An 18,041-nucleotide genomic window follows, 5' to 3' on the forward strand; every position below is an offset into this window, starting at 1 on the left:
AAACAGTAAATGGGGGAGTACTATGAAGAAGAGATTCATGTCGGTAAGCGCACTCATTATAGGGTCTATGCTTGTTCTATCTGCTTGCAGCAACAATAGCGGAGATACGGCGCCGGTAGCCGGGGATAAAACGGCAAAGCCGGAGGAAAAACCGACGGAACTGACGGTTGCTTTCCCGATATTCGGTGCCGTGCCTAAGGAGATGTCCTTGGTGCAGGATTCCATTAATCAAATCGCACAGAAAAAAATCAATGCAACTGTGAAGTTGACGCCGATCAGCATTGGGAACTGGGAGCAGCAAGTTAACCTGATGCTGAGCAGCAGCGAAAAGCTGGATTTAATGTTTGTATCAGGCACCGGCTACAGCAGCTATGTTTCAAAAGGTCAAATTGTTGCGCTGGATAAACTGCTCGAGCAGCATGGCCAAGGGATTGCAAAAGTGATGGAATCGTCCTATCTCAATGCAGCCAAAATTGCTGGATCAGTCTACGCTATTCCTACCATCCGCGACTTTGCCGCGTATAATGGTCTGACAATGCGGAAGGATTTGGTCGACAAGTATCAAATCGATGTCAGTAAAATTCGTACGCTAGACGATGTGGAGGCCACATTGAAAACGATCAAGGAGAAAGAGCCAAATGTGACGCCACTGATTCCAGGCAGTATTGGCAAAACGATGCTCGATTCGTACCGTACGTTTGACATGCTTGGGGACTCACTTGGTGTTCTTCCGAATTTTGACAATAATCTTAAAGTAGTCAATTTGTACGAAACGGATGAATATGCTCAGTTTATTAAAAAGATGAGAAAATGGTATACATCTGGCTTGATTCTGAAAGACGCCTCAACGAATAAAACTTCTCAGTTTGATTTGATCAAGTCGAACCGCGGATTTGCCTATTTCTCCAATATGAAACCCGGGTTTGAACAGCAAGAAACGAAGAGCAGCGGTGTGCCTATGGTCACGGCAAACTTACTTCAGCCTGTTTCTACAACTACGAACGTCACAGGTGTCATGTGGGGGATACCAATTAACTCCAAAACACCGGAAAAAGCGATGGATTTCTTGAACCTTATGTATTCAGACAAAGATATCGTCAACCTGTTCGATTGGGGTGTGGAAGGAAAACATTATGTTAAATCGGACAACGTCATCGACTTCCCTCAAGGCGTTGACGCCAAAACCTCAGGCTATAATCCGAATATGGGATATATGTTCGGTAATCAATTCCTCTCCTATGTATTTAAAGGTGACGATCCAAAAATTTGGGAGAAGATGGATCAATTCAACAAATCGGCATTAAAGTCGAAGGCGCTGGGCTTTACGTTCGACGCAAATCCGGTCAAGGCTGAATATGCCGCGGTAACCAACGTGGTTACGCAGTACAAGCTTCCGCTTGAGACTGGGAGTGTCGAACCGGAGAAAATCTTGCCAGAGTTTATCTCCAAGCTGAAATCTGCTGGAATTGACAAAATAATTGCAGAGAAGCAAAAGCAGCTCGACGAGTGGGCGAAAAGCAGAAAATAATCATTTCGGCACTTATTCATTTGCCCCGGTCAACATCCTTGTTGGTCGGGGAATTTTTGACAGGAATCCAATCATCAGAAATAAACACCGAATGGGGAAATTATTATGGTACAAATCATGCCATTAAACGATCAATGGATATTCACGAAAACGAATAATCCCACCTACGTACTCGAGTCCATAGAAGATGGTCAGTCTGTCACACTGCCTCATTCTTGGAACGATACAGACGGTCAGGGCGGTAGCGAACAGTACTATCGGGGGCAATGCTGGTATCAGCGGATTTTGGACATCTCCCATGAGGATTTGACAAAACGCATCTACCTGGAAATCGGCGCCGCTGGAAATATGGGTCATGTTTATGTCAATGGCAACTTGGCCGGGGACAGCCGGTGTGGATATGCTATGTTTAGAGTCCCTTTAACCCCCTACTTGAAAGAGGGAGAAAATCTTATCTCCATTATGGTTGATAACAGCTACGACAATACGGTGTTTCCTCTAATGGCTGACTTCACCTTCTATGGCGGATTGTACAGAGAAGTGAAGCTTCTTGTGATGGACGATATTCATTTTGACGTTATGGACAACGGACGGGATGGCGTCTATTTGACGCAGCAGAAAATTGCCCCAGAAACATTTGAATTGGCCGTTCATGGTCAAATCGTGAATGAGTCCTTTGTCTCCAAAGAGGGAGTCCTTAAGATACTGCTCAAGGATGAAGCAGGAAGATCAATAATGGAGGCAAGCTCAGGACTTGCTCTTGAAAATGAAGCAAAATTCAACATAAGAAGCGAAATTGCAAATCCGATTCTTTGGGACGGTGTAGATCAACCGTATCTTTATACGGTAGAGGTATCTGTCGTCATTGAGGGAGAAGTCTGCGATTCTCGGCATGTCGCGATAGGATTTAGGACGGTTGAAGCAACGACGGAACAAGGCTTGCTCTTGAATGGCAAACCAGTCAAGATAAACGGCGTATGCCGTCATCAGGACTTCGCCGATGTAGGCAATGCTATTACGAAAATGCATATGGATGAAGATATGGCCTTGATCCGGGAAATCGGAGCGAACAGCCTTCGTCTTGCCCATTACCAGCATGATGACTATTTTTACAGCTTATGCGACCGTTACGGACTGTTGGTATGGGCAGAAATTCCATTTATCAGCATTCCTTCCACCAAGGACCCGGAGAATCATAATGCGGAAGAACAACTGGAAAAGCTTATTAAGCAGGCCTATAATCATTGTTCTATCTATTGTTGGGGGGTCCAAAATGAGATTACAATTGCTGTAGAGACGGAGCAAACCTATAAGACTATTAGAAAACTAGAGGCTCTGGCCAAACAGTTAGACCCTAGTCGCTTAACCGTTCAAGCTAATATTAACGGTGTCGAGAATGAAAGTATTATAAATAGCTTTACTGACCTGATCGGATACAATTTATACTACGGCTGGTATTATGGTGAAATCAAAGACTTGCAAGATCGCCTTGATGAGTTTCATCAAGCTCAACCTAAAATCCCTGTATTCGTATCCGAATATGGGGTGGATACGAATCCCAAGTACCATTCTTATACGCCTGGGGTCCAAGATTATACGGAGGAATACCAGCTTTTATTCCATCACAATGCCCTGGAAGCCTTCGATAAGCGATCGTTTGTAGTAGGCGGTTATGTATGGAACATGTTTGATTTCGGCAGCGCAAACAGAAAAGAAGGCGGTGAAACAGGAAAGAACTTGAAGGGACTTGTTACCATTGACCGGAAAATTAAGAAGGATGCCTTTTATCTGTATAAAGCTTACTGGTCTAAGGTTCCTTTCGTTCATTTAGCCGGTCGACGATTTGTGAATAGACACCAAGAGCTCAATGATATTGTGATCCTGTCTAATTTGCACCATGTTAAAGTTTATTTAAACCATATCCTTCTTACCGAAATCAAGAGCGGCGCACCGATGAAAATCATAAAGGATGTACCATTGATCACAGGGGAGAATTATGTGAAAGTCGAAGCTACGGATGAATTAGGCGTTATCCATACGGATGAGATTGTGCTTCATCATGCAGCGGAAATAGACGAAAGTTATACCCATGTTAAACCGGAAAAAGCAAAAAATGTCGTCAACTGGTTCGAAAAATTTGATCTATCCAATGCTGAGCCTATCGAATTGAAAGAAGGCTACTATTCTACATTTGACACGATTGAAGACCTCTATAGCAATGAAGAGGCGAAAACGGTATATCTTAAATACTTTGAAGATATGGCAAATAATCCGTTCTTTGAGGTGATGAGAGGGGTTATGTCTATTCAGAAAATGTCCCAACTGGTGCAATTGGGTATTGTCCCGGAATTGGTGGCAGTTATCGACAAAGAACTGAATGCGATAAAAAAATGATTACTGTATTGTCCCTGTCAACTTTGCCTGTTGACAGGGACAATTTATTGAATCGAAGGTGGAAGGCTAGTCGGCAAAGTGCAAACCAGAAGTCGTTGAAACGGTAGTGGGACGAACGGGATTTCATTACTATGAGAGTACAGCAAGATACTATACAAGGCGATAGAAATGGAAAGGGGAACTTTCGGAATGACAAAACGTACGCAAAACAATGCCAGGAAGAGAATTTGGAAATACAGCCCGCTCTATCTAATGATGCTTCCAGGAATTGCATATTTGATCATCAATAATTATTTACCAATGTTCGGTCTCACGATTGCTTTCAAGGACATCAATTTCGCTAAAGGAATATGGGGTTCCGATTGGGTTGGTTTTCAGAATTTCAAGTTTCTGTTCCAAACATCTGACGCTTATTTGATTACCCGCAATACGATTCTTTATAACGCAGCTTTCATTGTGATCGGCCTCGTCGTTGCGGTTGGCTTTGCCATTCTGCTGAACGAAATCAAGAGCAAGTTTGCGTCCCGTCTGTATCAAAGCATTATCATTCTACCATTTCTGATTTCGATGGTATTGGTCAGTTATCTCGTATTTTCGACGCTGAGCATCGAGAGCGGATTTATGAATAAGACGATCCTCCCGGCGCTGGGCATCGAGCCAATTTCTTGGTACAACGAGCCGAAATACTGGCCGGTCATTCTGACCTTAGTTCATACCTGGAAGGGCGCAGGGTACGCATGTATCATTTACCTGGCAGCCATCATCGGCATTGATCCGGAATATTACGAAGCGGCGAAGCTGGACGGGGCATCCAAGTGGCAGCAAATCCGCACGATTACAATACCGCTGATCACTCCCGTAATCATCATGCTGACGCTCCTGGCGATCGGACGCATTTTCTACTCAGACTTCGGCCTGTTCTATCAAGTCCCGATGAATGCAGGAGCCCTCTTCAGTACTACGAACGTCATCGATACGTACGTGTTCCGCGGTCTATTGCAGCTTGGTAACATCGGCATGTCATCAGCCGCTGGCTTCTATCAATCGATAGTCGGGTTCGTGCTGGTTATCGTCTCCAACTATGTTGTTCGTAAAGTCAACAAAGAAAACGCGCTGTTCTAAAGGGGGATATACATGAATAATGAAAATCGTGTTTGGCAGTGGGCCGCACATCTTGTGATGATCTTGTTTTCAATCAGTTGCCTGCTTCCGTTTGTTCTTTTGACAATGTCGTCCATAACGGACGAAAAGACAATCCTGCAGAATGGGTATTCTTTGTTTCCAAAACAGTTCAGTTTAAACGCATACGAATATTTGTGGCAGCAATCGTCGCTCGTTTTTAATGCTTACGGGATTACAATTCTCATAACCATAATAGGGACAACGATCAGTCTATTAATCACATCGTTGCTCGCTTATCCTTTATCGCGTCGTGATTTGCCGGGCGGAACGTTCTTCGCCTTTCTGCTGTTTTTCACTTTGTTGTTCAATGGCGGACTTGTTCCAACGTACTTGATTTATACACAATTATTCCATATCAAGAATACGCTTTGGGCGTTGATCGTTCCAGGACTTCTAATGAATGGCTTTAACGTGCTTCTTATGCGAACGTTCTTTATGACGACAGTTCCGGTTCCGGTATTGGAATCAGCCAGCATAGACGGTGCAAGCGAATTTAAAATGTATTACAAAATTGTACTGCCACTCTCGCTGCCGATTCTGGCCACCGTCGGCTTGTTTCAAGGATTGGCTTACTGGAACGACTGGAATAACGGATTAATTTATGTAACCAACCCCAAATTGTTCAGTCTACAGAACGTACTCAACCGGATTATGAGCGACATCCAGTTCTTGGCTAGTAACAGCGATATCGGCTCGCAAGCTGGGGAGAGCATTGCGCAGCTGCCTAGCGAAACATTCCGCATGGCGATTGCTGTGATTGCCGTGATCCCGGTTCTGATCGCCTATCCGTTCTTCCAGAAATACTTCGTTAAAGGCATGACCATTGGTGCTGTTAAAGGTTGATTTCATTACATTAGGAGGGTAACCATGAAAAGAAATATTCAAGAATTGATTTCACAAATGACTTTGGAAGAGAAAGCATCACTCTGCTCGGGACTTGATTTTTGGCATACGAAAGGAATCGAGCGGCTCGGCATTCCGTCCGTCATGATGACGGATGGGCCTCATGGACTTCGTAAGCAGCGCGCGTCGGCAGATAATTTGGGACTGTTTGATAGCGTTCCTGCTACGTGCTTCCCATCTGCAGCGGGGCTTGCTTCTTCGTGGGATCGTGAGCTGATCGGCAAGGTCGGTGTGGCGCTAGGGGAAGAGTGTCAGGCTGAAGACGTCGCCATTTTGCTTGGTCCCGGAGCAAATATCAAGAGATCGCCGCTATGCGGGCGCAACTTCGAATACTTCTCGGAAGATCCCTACTTATCTTCTGAGATGGCAGCCGCACACATCCAAGGTGTGCAGAGCCAGGGCGTGGGCACGTCGTTGAAGCATTTCGCGGCGAACAATCAGGAGCACCGCCGAATGACGACCGATGCGGTCATCGATGAGCGAACGCTGCGAGAAATCTATTTGGCCAGCTTCGAAGGAGCAGTTAAGAAAGGTCAGCCGTGGACGGTCATGTGCGCCTATAACAAGCTTAACGGAGAGTACTGCGCTGAAAATGAGCGTCTGCTTACGGACATTTTGAAGGACGAGTGGGGACATGAGGGTTTTGTCGTTTCTGACTGGGGCGCAGTGAACGAGCGTGCAGATGGATTGTCGGCAGGGCTTGAACTGGAGATGCCGACAAGTAACGGCGCTGGTGACCGTAAAATCGTCGAAGTGGTGAAAAGCGGCAGGCTGTCAGAGAAAAAGCTCGACGCGGCTGTTGAGCGGATATTGAGCATTGTCTTCAAGGCGGTCGACAGCAAGAAGCCGGATGCTTTCTTCGATCAGGAGGCTCATCATCTATTGGCACGGGAAGTCGCACGTGAAAGTATGGTGCTACTTAAAAACGATGATGGCATCTTGCCATTGCCGAAGTCCGGCAAAATCGCTGTCATCGGGCAACTTGCCAAGCAGCCGAGATATCAAGGCGGAGGGAGCTCGCATATTAAGCCAACCAAGCTCGAGGATATCAGCGAGGAGCTTGCCAAATCGGCGGGAAGTGGTGCGGACATTGAGTATGCCCAAGGCTATGAGTTGAGCGGAGACCAAACGAATCCACAGCTTTTGAAGGAAGCACTCAAGCTTGCAGAAGATGCATCGGTCGTTATTCTCTTCGTCGGTTTGCCTGATCGATATGAATCGGAAGGATTTGATCGTGAGCATTTGAACCTCCCGTTCAATCAAACGGAGTTGATAGAAGCGGTGACCGCGGTGCAAAAACAGACAGTAATCGTACTAAGCAATGGAGCTCCGGTGGAAATGCCTTGGATCGGGAGTGTAAAAGCAGTGCTCGAGGCTTACTTAGGCGGCCAAGCGCTGGGCGGAGCGATTGCCGATTTGCTTTTCGGCGATGCCAATCCTTGCGGTAAGCTGGCCGAGACGTTCCCTGTTCAGTTGAGCGACAATTCGTCTTATTTGAATTTCCCGGGAGATGGAGACCTTGTGGAATATAAGGAAGGAATCTACGTAGGTTACCGCTATTATGACAAGAAGAAGCTTCGGCCACTGTTCCCATTTGGTCACGGGCTTAGCTATACAACTTTTGAATACAGCGGACTTGTGTTTGACAAAGATGAGATGGACGACACCGATTCGGTCAACGTCTCTGTCAATATTAAAAATACCGGCAGCAGAGTTGGCAAAGAGACGGTGCAGCTTTATGTGCGGGATGTGCATAGTAGCGTGTCACGCCCGGAGAAGGAACTGAAAGGATTCGTCAAAGTAGCGCTTAAGCCTGGAGAAGAGAAAACCGTCACCTTTAGGCTTGACATGAGATCATTTGCTTATTTCAACGTCGAAATGAGTAATTGGCATGTTGAGACAGGCGAGTTCGAGATTCTGGTCGGAAAATCTTCAGCGGATATCGTACTTAAGAGGACCATGCGAGTGAATTCGACGATAACGATAGCGAAAGCGTATACCCGAAATTCAACAGTTGGCGATCTGATGGAGAATCCGCAAGCAGCTGCAATCGTAGGGGATTTATTGAAGCATTCGCCGTTTGGCTCTTCCGGTGGCGGAGAGGAAGGCATGTCCGAACTGATGGCTGCCTTCCTGAAGTATTTGCCACTGCGCGGATTAGCTGCATTCAGTGGAGGCGGACTGACGGATGAGTCTCTTGATTCATTGCTCGAGCGGCTGAATCAGGCAAACTTCATACCAAATGTGGTGAAATAGTAGGTAATGCACGAACAGATTTGGGAATTATTGTTTACCAAAACAATAAACTATAAAAGGGTAACAGCGGCAGTCGCGGTTACCCTTTTATTTTCCACCAAGTCCACACAGATCTCGGTCAAGGTCATCATCATAGCCCGTTAATGAATCATTGATGCTTTTCAGTTTTTTCATTTCTGAGATCCCACATTCAAACTTTGGATAATTTTTTTTTCGTAAAAGGGACATTGGTAGGGTCGCTCAAGGGGTAATGTTTGCTTAAATGGGCGCTTTGCCTTTTCGTCCTCAGTTTTTTTCTTATTTAATGACCTCCTGAAGGTGTTCCGGTTTATAAGCCGGTTGTCCGTCTCTTGATACCACAAAAAATGTCGTTTTCTTAGATTACGACCATATTTCCCTATTCACATTCCTTCATCCGGCATACTTACCATGCTAATTCTCTTTCCTTATAGAATTCTTTGATCTTTTAAAAATGCCGACCACCCAGATCAGGATGGGCAAAGCAATCCCGAAGAACATTGAGTAGAAGGGCCATACCTGGAGAGCTGCCGTTTGTTCTGCTGTGTTATCCCAGAGGATACACGACATGACCAGAGCGATCAAGGACAAGGGAATTAGCAAGGGCCGCGGATCCTGCAGACCGAGAACAACGGCCAGCCCTTGAACGGACACATGCAAAAACAATGACAAGCGGTAAAAAATGGTGGTGTACCACAAGACTGCAACCAATACTTCGAATCGTTCATAAAAGTCACCGATGCTGATTGTACGCACGACAAAGTAACTCGGGTACATGACATTCGAAACAACACCATCGCTCAGAACGGTAATCGTCAGAAGTGTCATAAGAAGAAACATACTGCCGCTCACCAAGACGCTTTTGATAACCGCTGTTTTCCATTTGTGAGTTTGACGAATGTATGGCACCAGGAAGAGGAACAACATCGTCTCAGAGTATGGAAAAATAAGCATCATGGATGCAGCAAGAAGGACAGGTTTCCATCCGTGTTCTAGGACAGGCATAAGATTGGTCACTTCCGAACTTGGAATGAGCGAGGCATACCCAAACACGAACAGCAGCATCACTAAAAAGAACAAAATCTCCGCCGTTCGCCCTATGACGGCAGGACCGGATCGGACAATGTAGATAACAGCGACCATCATGAGAACCAGAATAGGTTCAGCCGGTGTCTCTGGAATGAAAGAGGTCGTGAGAAAGTCGCTTAGGTCCCGCAATACTACAATATAGAGGAGATAGGGGTATCCTAATATAAATCCGCACAGCAGAACTTTGCCACCAATCCGACCGAACAGTTCAAGAATATGGTCACAGATGGAAGTTTCCTTGACTTGTTTGGCAATAGCTATATAAAGAGGCATTAGCAGGAAAAAAGCACCGATCGCGAGCAGAACGGACAACCATGCATCCTGCTTCGCTGTACCCGCAAGCACTCTGGGGAGCAGAAGGAATGCGCTGCCCAATTGAAAAAGAATTAACCACATCGCAGCTTGCCTTGCGGTCATGTCTTGTTGCGTGGTCATGAAACTCCCCCTCTCTATATTTAAAACATGGTGAGAAGTTGGCTTAATGGCTGAAACAGCATCTTGATCCCGGACATAGGACTCGGTATGTCCACATGAAGCAATCGTAGTAAGCCGAGTGTTAATCCAGCAGCTAAAAGAAAAGCGCTGGAGATCATTTCCCGGTATCGTTTCTGTATTTTTAAACTGCGATATTCCAAGAGCGCCGCAACGAGGAATAGAACCAGGATAGAAGCTAGCATTGGCTTCCTCACTCCTTTTCCGTTGGACTATTATCGAAAGGACTGATTATTTTGCCAATCTTACGGAGCTTGTAATCGATCTTAATCTCAACCGGAATTTGCTTGAATTTCTGATTCCAGTTTGCCTTCCATTGCGCCCACTGACGCGGATACTTTCGATGAAAAGCTTCGCCGAATCCAAAAATATCCGAGCCCATGGATTGCGCTTCGCGGACTCCGTGCATAAAGATCTTCCCAAGACTTTCCTGGGCAGCTTCCTGCATTGCATGCAACGTGGCTTCATCAGACAGATCAACCGGACAGCCGATTTCTCCAAGGTTTGCCTCTATTTTTGTATCCAATTGGATACGTGGTTCTCCCTGTTGAATAGATGGAACGATCTTGACCTTGGAACGCGTTACCTCCACAACAAAATCGCCCTCTGATTGAGGACATTTTATTTTGCCGACAGTACTTGATACATTATTGGTAATATAGTTGTATGCTTTGCTGTCCGACTCATTTAACCACCCGACCAGTCGATCATCCCGGAAAACGCTGACGCCGAAATATTGAAATTCCGAAAACCTAGTAGACTGTTTTACATTTTCCATTGTTTTGCCCTTCTCGACATCCCCGACGATCTTCCCCCAGGGCAATACAGGCTCAACTCCGGTCTTGCTCAACTTTTCCAGCATTTCGGTCACCTTAACGGCTGCTGTAGGAGCCCACACCTTCTCCGAAACCTTTAACGTCTTGTACAAGCCGATTGAAGGAAGCATCTCGGTCGGGGTGATGAATGAAACCACATCCTTGGCTGTTGTGCCCTTAGTAACAACTATATAGAAATCTGGCCGAACCTCATGATCGCGAAAAAGGAAATCCAGCGGCTCTTTGATCCCATTCCTTGCTGTCTGTTCGTCAAAAATGACTAACCGAATATGCGCAACATACATTTTCCGCGATGATTTTGTCGTTATTTTCCGAAGGGCTTCAAATAAAGTCGACGCTTTTTGTGAAAAGATTGAGACTGGTGAACGATCCGATCCACGGTTTCTGGACATTTGCGACGGCTCGGCGACTTGCACAGATACTTCATACTGACCGTCAGCCGAATCTATTCCTACTGCCAAAACAACCGCAAGCTCGTTAAGTTCTCTGCGGTTCCAGCATCCGGTTAACAGCATCATCAGTACCCCCATACAAATCACGAGACAGAGTGGCGACAGCAAAGACGAAGTCCGTCTCATGGCTGTTGTCTCCGTTTTGACTTCCGATTACCCGAGTACCAGAAGGGGAAACGAAGGATCGCATCACTTTGTTCGTCGCGGTTGTATGGGGCAATCGGACTCATATAGGGCCTATTAAAGGAAATCAAATTACATAAATGAATGACTAAAATGAAGATACCGATCGTCAGTCCGTATACGCCGAAAGTCGCAGCCATGATCATGAATGCAAATCGGAGGATGCGGATCGGAATAGACATAGCATAGGATGGAATGACAAAACTCGCAATTCCTGTAATGGCAACGATAATAACCATTGCAGCAGATACGATACTTGCTTCTACGGCAGCTTGCCCGATCACAATCGTGCCGACGATGGAGACTGCTTGTCCGATGGTGCGCGGCATCCGAATACCGGCTTCCCTCAGTATCTCAAACGTAACTTCCATCAACATTGCTTCCACGAATGCGGGGAATGGGATGCCTTCCCGCTGAGCTGCCAGACTTAACAGTAAGGTAGTTGGCAACATGTCCTGGTGATAGGTGGTGAGAGCGATATAGATAGACGGTGCAAGCATGCAAATAAACAAGGCGATGTAACGCAGGATTCGCATTAATGAGCTAAAAATAAAAGACTGATAGTAATCTTCAGCAGATTGAATGAAGTCGACAAAGAGTGAAGGAACCAGTAAGACAAAGGGGGTCCCATCAATGAAGACGGCAATTCTCCCATCCATAATCCCAGCTGCAATCGTATCCGGGCGATCGGAATTGTAGAAGATAGGAAAAATCGTCACTTTCTTCTTGCCGAGTAGAATCTCTTCCAGGTATTCACCTTCAAGAACACGTTCCTGGTGGGCATTACTAAGCTGCTCAACCAGTTGGTGAAGCAACTCCTCGTCAGCCAAGCCATGGATATACATAATTGCGACATCGGTCTTGGATAGTTTGCCGACTTTAATCGTTTGAACTTGCACGTTCAAATCCTTCACCCTGCGACGTACTAATGTGGTATTGGTACGCAGTGTCTCGGTGAAAGCATTTTGCGGTCCTCTGACGACTGATTGAGTTTTCGATTCAGTGACGGCGCGGTCTTCCCAGCCCGGCAGGGAAATTATGATACCAGCGGTGAAGCCGTCTAACAGGAGTAGCAATCCACCGGATAAAACATGTTCCAGGGAGGTTTCAATTGATATTGCTTCGCTGACTTCACCAGCATCAAGCACAGATTCCTTGATCATTTGGACTGTTATAGCACCGGCAGGGCTTCGGTCGAGAAGAGCGGAGATGACGCTGTTCTGTACCGTTTGCATATCGACCATGCCGTCCAGATAGAAAAGTGCTACTCGATGATGAGTCGCAATTGTGACCTCGCGGACTATGAAGTCTGAACTTTTTCCCATGAAAGATTGAATAAGTGCAATATTGTCTGGCAGATGCGAAGAAAATCCGTGGTCCGGTACCCGTTCAATCATGAATAGCCCTCCTTACCACATTATTATTACCAATAAAAGGTAGTTCAATCAGAAGAGAGGTACGATACGCGTTCGTTGCCCCCATATACTCGGAGTTCCACCAAAGTGGACTTTTTTGTGATAGAAAATTAAAGGAGTAAATGGGAACGTGTCCCATAATAATGAAAACGCCCCCTTTTCCTACTGGGAAACGGTAGGACTGAAAAGTTTGTGTGTATGTTTCTTACTTGGAGCTTTGTTAACCTTATTCTGATCCGAGTCCCGGCTTGTAAGTGATCCACTATACGAAGCCGGTTTAAAATAGACGATATACTTGAAGAATTGTGTGATTATGAATTAGATAATGATGCATTGGACTCTGTTTCTTCTATGGCTGGAAGTTATATTTTTGAAGTGGCAAGAAGGGATTATGGTGGGCAGTATTTTTGGGTACAAGAGAGAGAGTAACTAGTTCTAGAAAAACGAAAGAGCTAAGCGCAAATAGGCCGCTTAGCTCCCTTTTTCATTTCAAATATTCACTTTTTTACGATGAGATCTGTCCCGAACATCAATAATTGTTACTTTTGGGATAGCCTCTTCATATAATCTAGTTTTTAAGGAAGTTAATCAAAGCGGTATTGAATTGTTCAGGGTGAGTCGCGTTCAAGCCATGCGGCCCACCTTCAATTACGACGAGTTGACTGCCTGCAACAGCTTCGTTGGAAAGTTGACCGCTTACTTCAAGCGACACAATCGCATCGGAATCGCCATGGATAACAAGCAATGGAATATCAAATTTAGCCAAATCGCCACGGAAATCCGTCCGGCCGAAGGCATCAACGCAATCCAGCGTCCCTTTTGGTGAAGCGTAAGAAGCAATATTAAGGTTGTAAACACGGAAGGACTCACTGACCAAGTCGGTTCTATCCCCTGCTTTAAAGAAATTGTGAGAGAAGCCGTCAAGGAAGGCGATGCGGTCTTTTTTCAAACCGTCTTGGAAGCCCTGAATGGTGCCTTCATCCAAACCACCTTCCGGATGCTCATCGGATTTGTAGAAGAACGGCGGAACTGCAGCAGCCAACACGGCTTTTTTGACACGGCTTGTTCCGTATGTACCAACGTAACGAGCAACCTCTCCGCCACCCATCGAAAATCCGACCAGTGTCACGTCCTTAAGGTCCAGATATTCGATGAGCTTATGGAGATCCGTCGCAAACGTATCATAGTCGTAACCGGCCCACGGTTGGGAGGATTGTCCGAATCCACGGCGGTCATATGTAATCACGCGGTAACCTGCATCGATGAGTGCTGGGACTTGACTCTCCCACGAGCGCCCGCTCAGCGGCCAGCCATGGATCAAAACGACAGGTTTGCCTGCGCCAAGATCTTCAAAATATAATTCAATGGGTTGCTCGTTTTCTGTTCCTACTGTTAATTTAGCCATGTTTCATATTTCCTCTCGAATTGGTTTTGCTTAAGCTGAGACAGTCAAAATTAATTGACTATCTTTGAATAGGTTACCCTCCGTGGCCCCCAAACATTGTTTGAGCATAAACAATACCCGCACCGTAGGCACCACTGTGTTGCCTAGCAATCTCCAGAACGGCATCATACGTTTCTTGATGTGCCCAATCGCGCTGATACTCAAGAAGAACAGATAGCCAAGTCACGGGAATGGCTCCAGCTTGAATCATGCGTTGAACGGACATGTTATGCGCTTCCGTCGTCGTCCCGCCTGAGGCATCCGTTACAATATATACTTCATATCCATCTTTAATGGCTGAAATTGTAGGGAAAGCAAGACAAACTTCTGTCCACAGTGCTGCCATAATCAGTTTCTTGCGACCTGTTTTCTTCACTGCTTCCACGAAGTTTTCGTCTTCCCAGGAGTTCATTGTTGTTCGGTCAATTGGCTTTTGATCAGGAAATACATCTTGAATGTGCGGATGAATAGGGCCAGAAAACGATTCAGCAGCAACCGTTGTAAGAATAATGGGCGCATTGAAAACTTTAGCTGTTTTAGCCAGTCCAACCGTATTGTTAATAATCGTTTGGCGATCGGCGCTTTGTACGCCAAAAAGCATTTGAGGCTGATGGTCTACTAGGATAATAGCGGAGTTCTCAGCTGTTAGTAAATCGGACTTGTCGTTAAACATGTAAAAATCCCTACTTTCTATTTATGGTTACAACAGATTCACATATGAGAACCTGAACCTGCTGCACATCACAAGTCTATTGAAATGTAAACGGATGAACAATCTTCATTTTTCTATATAGCCCATAGGTAAAAACTATAGATTACAACATAATAATAAAAATAATGTATAAGTAATACCTATGGCTGTTATAGAGAAAGCCTTATTGATAGAAAGAATCCTGACTTATAAACTTAAATAGAAGGTAAATGATTGAACAAAGAACATCATTAATGACAGGATTGAAGGAGGAAAGTTTGTATGTGGGGTTCAATGCTTCTCGCTTTAGCTACAGGTATCGTCATTGGCGTTGTTTTTCAATTGTTGAAGATTCCCTCTCCGGCGCCGCCTTTTTTGGGATTACTTGGTCTCTTAGGAATGTTTTTAGGACAACGGTTGATGCCTTGGATACAACTTTGGTTAAACCGCAAATAACACCCAACAAATAACAAAGGAGAACAAAATCATGTCTGAGAAACCAACGATTGTTGAAGTAAACCTAGTTCCCAATAAATAACAAAGGAGAACGAAATCATGTCTGAGAAAGCAAGGATTGTTGAAGCAAGTTTAGTCATTCATAATGCCAATATCGTGACCATGGACGATTCTAATCCAACTGCAACAGCCATTGCAGTGAAGAACGGCCAATTCCTGGCCGTGGGGGACGATGCCGATATCATGAAATATGTTGGGCCTACCACGCAGGTTGTGGACGCAAATAAGCGAATGTTGATTCCAGGTTTGAACGATTCCCATATTCATCTCATTCGAGGCGGTCTCAATTATAATCTCGAGCTTCGATGGGATGGCGTGCCATCCATTGCGGATGCCTTGCGGATGCTGAAAAAGCAGGTGGATCGAACGCCAGCACCTCACTGGGTTCGTGTTGTTGGCGGTTGGACAGAATTCCAATTCGCGGAACGCCGAATGCCAACTTTGGATGAAATCAATCGAATTGCTCCGCATACACCGGTATTTATTCTCAATCTTTACCGTCAGGCTTTTTTGAATAAAGCAGCCTTGCGAGTCATCGGATATACGAAAGATACGCCGAATCCGCCAGGTGGAGAAATCCAAAGGGATAGCCAAGGGAATCCGACAGGAATGCTCATCGCTAGACCTAATGCTACTATTTTGTATGCTACATTAGCGAAAGGACCGAAGCTTTCATACGAGGATCAAATCAATTCAACCCGATTGTTTATGAGGGAATTGAATCGATTCGGAGTCACAAGCGTTATTGACGCTGGTGGGGGCTTTCAAAACTACCCTGACGATTATCAGGTATTTGATGAGCTTGATAGACGTGGAGAAATTACGGTTCGCACGGCGTATAATTTATTTACCCAGCATCCCAAGAATGAACTAAGCGATTTTAAAGCATGGACCGCTACAACGCAGCCGTATACAGGCAGCCCCTACTATCGTCATAACGGAGCAGGTGAAATGCTTGTTTATAGCGCAGCAGACTTTGAAGATTTTGTAGAACCTCGTCCGGAACTTCCAGTTGTACTGGAAGATGAGCTCTTCGGAGTTACTCAGCATCTCGTTCAACAACGTTGGCCATTTCGTCTTCATGCCACATATGGAGAATCCATCACACGTTTTCTCGATGTATTTGAACGCGTGAACAAAGAGGTTCCCTTCAAAGACTTGCGCTGGATTTTGGATCATGCCGAAACAATCCAGGAGAAGGATTTGGAGCGAGTTGTTGCATTAGGCGGTTCGATCGCTGTTCAAAGTCGAATGGCTTTTCAAGGTGAATATTTCGTCGATCGATACGGGGCTGAAGCGGCAGAAAATGCGCCACCGATCACCAAGATGATTAAAGCCGGATTGCGTGTTGGGGTAGGGACAGATGCAACTAGAGTAGCCAGTTATAATCCTTGGGTTGCCTTATATTGGTTAGTAACGGGCAAGACACTTGGTGGGCTAATTTTGTACCCTGCTTCCAATCGTGTAGAGAGGCATGAAGCGCTTCGCATGTATACGGCGGGAAATGCATGGTTTTCAAAAGAGGAAGATGTGAAAGGGCAAATTAAAGAAGGTCAATATGCCGATTTTTCGATTCTTTCTGATAACTTTTTTCTTATCTCTGAAGAAGCTATTAAAAAAATTGAAGCTGTCTTCACTGTTGTAGGAGGCAAGATTGTCTACGGTACTAACGAATTTCAGTCTTTGTCGCCGCCAGCACCCCAAGCAAGTCCAGACTGGTCTCCGCATAATATCTTTGGAGGTTACTACAAGGGAACAAATTACGGAGGAGGCGGAGCGGGAGTTCAGGCACCTCAAAAGGCGCACCATCATCATGGATGCAACCATCACCATGGCAGTGGCTTTTGTGACCTGGATTGCTTCGTTTTCTGAGTACGTTTCACCAAAATAATCCAAAAGAGGCGAGATTATCATGTCTGAAGTTACGATCAAAGTAAACGATAATGGACCATTGCGTATTACAGGCAAAGTAGAAATGGTGGATGCGGTGGGAAATCGCTTTGAGACCAAGGAAAGTTTTATTCTTTGCAGGTGCGGTTTATCCAGTCAAAAACCGTTTTGCGATTTGGCTCACAAAGGTAAGTTTGAAAGCGCACCTCGAGCTTAATTACTTAGATTAAAAGATTATATAGCCTAAGCTTATAGTTGGAAATTTTGCTAAATTTGAAAGGAGTTTTTTGATGACAGAAAAACTAACGGAAGTGCTTAATATTCAAATCGCTAATTGGAGTCTGTTATTCACCAAACTTCATAACTATCACTGGTATGTTAAAGGGTCGCAGTTCTTCACTTTACATCTAAAGTTCGAAGAACTTTATACAGAAGCTGCACTTCATGTGGACAATCTTGCCGAGCGTCTGCTGGCATTAGGCGGTAATCCAGTAGCGACACTTTATGAAATTATTGAAAAATCTACAGTAAAAGATGCAGTGGGCAATGAGGATGCAAATGAAATGGTCCGCACGCTTGTAGCAGATTTTGGGATTATTGTTGGTGAGCTTAAAGAGGGTATGAGTATTGCATCCCGTGAAGGCGATGAGACAACTAGTGATATGCTTTTGTCGATTCATAGCTCCCTGGAAAAGCATGTATGGATGTTGAAGTCGTACTTAGGATAATTGAAATCTTTCCAAAGAATAATG

At 45.1% G+C, this 18,041-nt stretch carries 15 protein-coding genes; 9 read left to right on the top strand and 6 right to left on the bottom strand.

The features are described from left to right. Positions 1 to 22 precede the first annotated feature (22 nt). The 5 genes from ACSQ8P_RS05085 (at position 23) to ACSQ8P_RS05105 (ending at position 8,263) form a co-directional block, all read left to right on the top strand. Complete coding sequence (locus ACSQ8P_RS05085; protein WP_436234185.1) at positions 23 to 1,528, top strand: ABC transporter substrate-binding protein; 1,506 nt, start codon at positions 23 to 25, stop codon at positions 1,526 to 1,528. A 105-nt stretch (positions 1,529 to 1,633) separates the two neighbouring features. Next, the gene (locus ACSQ8P_RS05090; RefSeq protein ID WP_436234186.1) at positions 1,634 to 3,922 is read left to right on the top strand and encodes a glycoside hydrolase family 2 protein; all 2,289 of its coding nucleotides are present in this window, start codon (positions 1,634 to 1,636) and stop codon (positions 3,920 to 3,922) included. Between the two features lie 189 nt (positions 3,923 to 4,111). Beyond that, positions 4,112 to 5,044 carry an ABC transporter permease gene (locus ACSQ8P_RS05095; protein WP_436234187.1) on the top strand — a complete coding sequence of 311 codons (933 nt, stop codon included), beginning with the start codon at positions 4,112 to 4,114 and terminating at the stop codon, positions 5,042 to 5,044. Between the two features lie 12 nt (positions 5,045 to 5,056). Further along, on the top strand, positions 5,057 to 5,947 hold the full coding sequence (locus tag ACSQ8P_RS05100; RefSeq protein ID WP_436234188.1) for a carbohydrate ABC transporter permease: 891 nt from the start codon (positions 5,057 to 5,059) through the stop codon (positions 5,945 to 5,947). Between the two features lie 24 nt (positions 5,948 to 5,971). Further along, complete coding sequence (locus ACSQ8P_RS05105) at positions 5,972 to 8,263, top strand: beta-glucosidase family protein (protein WP_436234189.1); 2,292 nt, start codon at positions 5,972 to 5,974, stop codon at positions 8,261 to 8,263. A gap of 432 nt (positions 8,264 to 8,695) precedes the next feature. On the opposite strand, the gene ACSQ8P_RS05110 is transcribed toward ACSQ8P_RS05105, so the two are convergent. From ACSQ8P_RS05110 to ACSQ8P_RS05135, 6 genes are all read right to left on the bottom strand, one after another. Continuing rightward, complete coding sequence (locus ACSQ8P_RS05110; RefSeq protein WP_436234190.1) at positions 8,696 to 9,805, bottom strand: GerAB/ArcD/ProY family transporter; 1,110 nt, start codon at positions 9,803 to 9,805, stop codon at positions 8,696 to 8,698. Positions 9,806 to 9,825: 20 nt separating this feature from the next. After that, complete coding sequence (locus ACSQ8P_RS05115; RefSeq protein WP_436234191.1) at positions 9,826 to 10,047, bottom strand: hypothetical protein; 222 nt, start codon at positions 10,045 to 10,047, stop codon at positions 9,826 to 9,828. Positions 10,048 to 10,055: 8 nt separating this feature from the next. Next, entirely contained in the window at positions 10,056 to 11,276 is a 1,221-nt protein-coding gene (locus ACSQ8P_RS05120; protein ID WP_436234192.1) for a Ger(x)C family spore germination protein, read from the bottom strand. After that, on the bottom strand, positions 11,273 to 12,730 hold the full coding sequence (locus ACSQ8P_RS05125; RefSeq protein ID WP_436234193.1) for a spore germination protein: 1,458 nt from the start codon (positions 12,728 to 12,730) through the stop codon (positions 11,273 to 11,275). Before ACSQ8P_RS05125 ends, ACSQ8P_RS05120 begins: the two co-directional genes overlap by 4 nt. A gap of 586 nt (positions 12,731 to 13,316) precedes the next feature. Further along, entirely contained in the window at positions 13,317 to 14,153 is an 837-nt protein-coding gene (locus ACSQ8P_RS05130) for an alpha/beta fold hydrolase (protein WP_436234194.1), read from the bottom strand. A gap of 73 nt (positions 14,154 to 14,226) precedes the next feature. Then, a complete protein-coding gene (locus tag ACSQ8P_RS05135; RefSeq protein ID WP_436234195.1) occupies positions 14,227 to 14,865 on the bottom strand; it encodes a hydrolase in 639 nt (212 codons plus the stop codon). A 300-nt stretch (positions 14,866 to 15,165) separates the two neighbouring features. Here ACSQ8P_RS05135 and ACSQ8P_RS05140 point away from each other — a divergent pair, with 300 nt between their 5' ends. The 4 genes from ACSQ8P_RS05140 (at position 15,166) to ACSQ8P_RS05155 (ending at position 18,017) form a co-directional block, all read left to right on the top strand. Beyond that, a complete protein-coding gene (locus tag ACSQ8P_RS05140; RefSeq protein WP_436234196.1) occupies positions 15,166 to 15,339 on the top strand; it encodes a DUF1427 family protein in 174 nt (57 codons plus the stop codon). 99 nt (positions 15,340 to 15,438) lie between these two features. After that, on the top strand, positions 15,439 to 17,271 hold the full coding sequence (locus ACSQ8P_RS05145) for an amidohydrolase (protein ID WP_436234197.1): 1,833 nt from the start codon (positions 15,439 to 15,441) through the stop codon (positions 17,269 to 17,271). 40 nt (positions 17,272 to 17,311) lie between these two features. After that, positions 17,312 to 17,506: a CDGSH iron-sulfur domain-containing protein gene (locus ACSQ8P_RS05150; RefSeq protein ID WP_436234198.1), complete on the top strand. Its 195-nt coding sequence runs from the start codon at positions 17,312 to 17,314 to the stop codon at positions 17,504 to 17,506. Positions 17,507 to 17,579: 73 nt separating this feature from the next. Next, positions 17,580 to 18,017: a Dps family protein gene (locus ACSQ8P_RS05155; RefSeq protein WP_436234199.1), complete on the top strand. Its 438-nt coding sequence runs from the start codon at positions 17,580 to 17,582 to the stop codon at positions 18,015 to 18,017. The last annotated feature ends 24 nt before the right edge of the window (positions 18,018 to 18,041 follow it).

Origin of the sequence: Paenibacillus sp. LjRoot153 (genome assembly GCF_964253085.1) — a bacterium.
Lineage (GTDB): Bacteria > Bacillota > Bacilli > Paenibacillales > NBRC-103111 > Paenibacillus_E.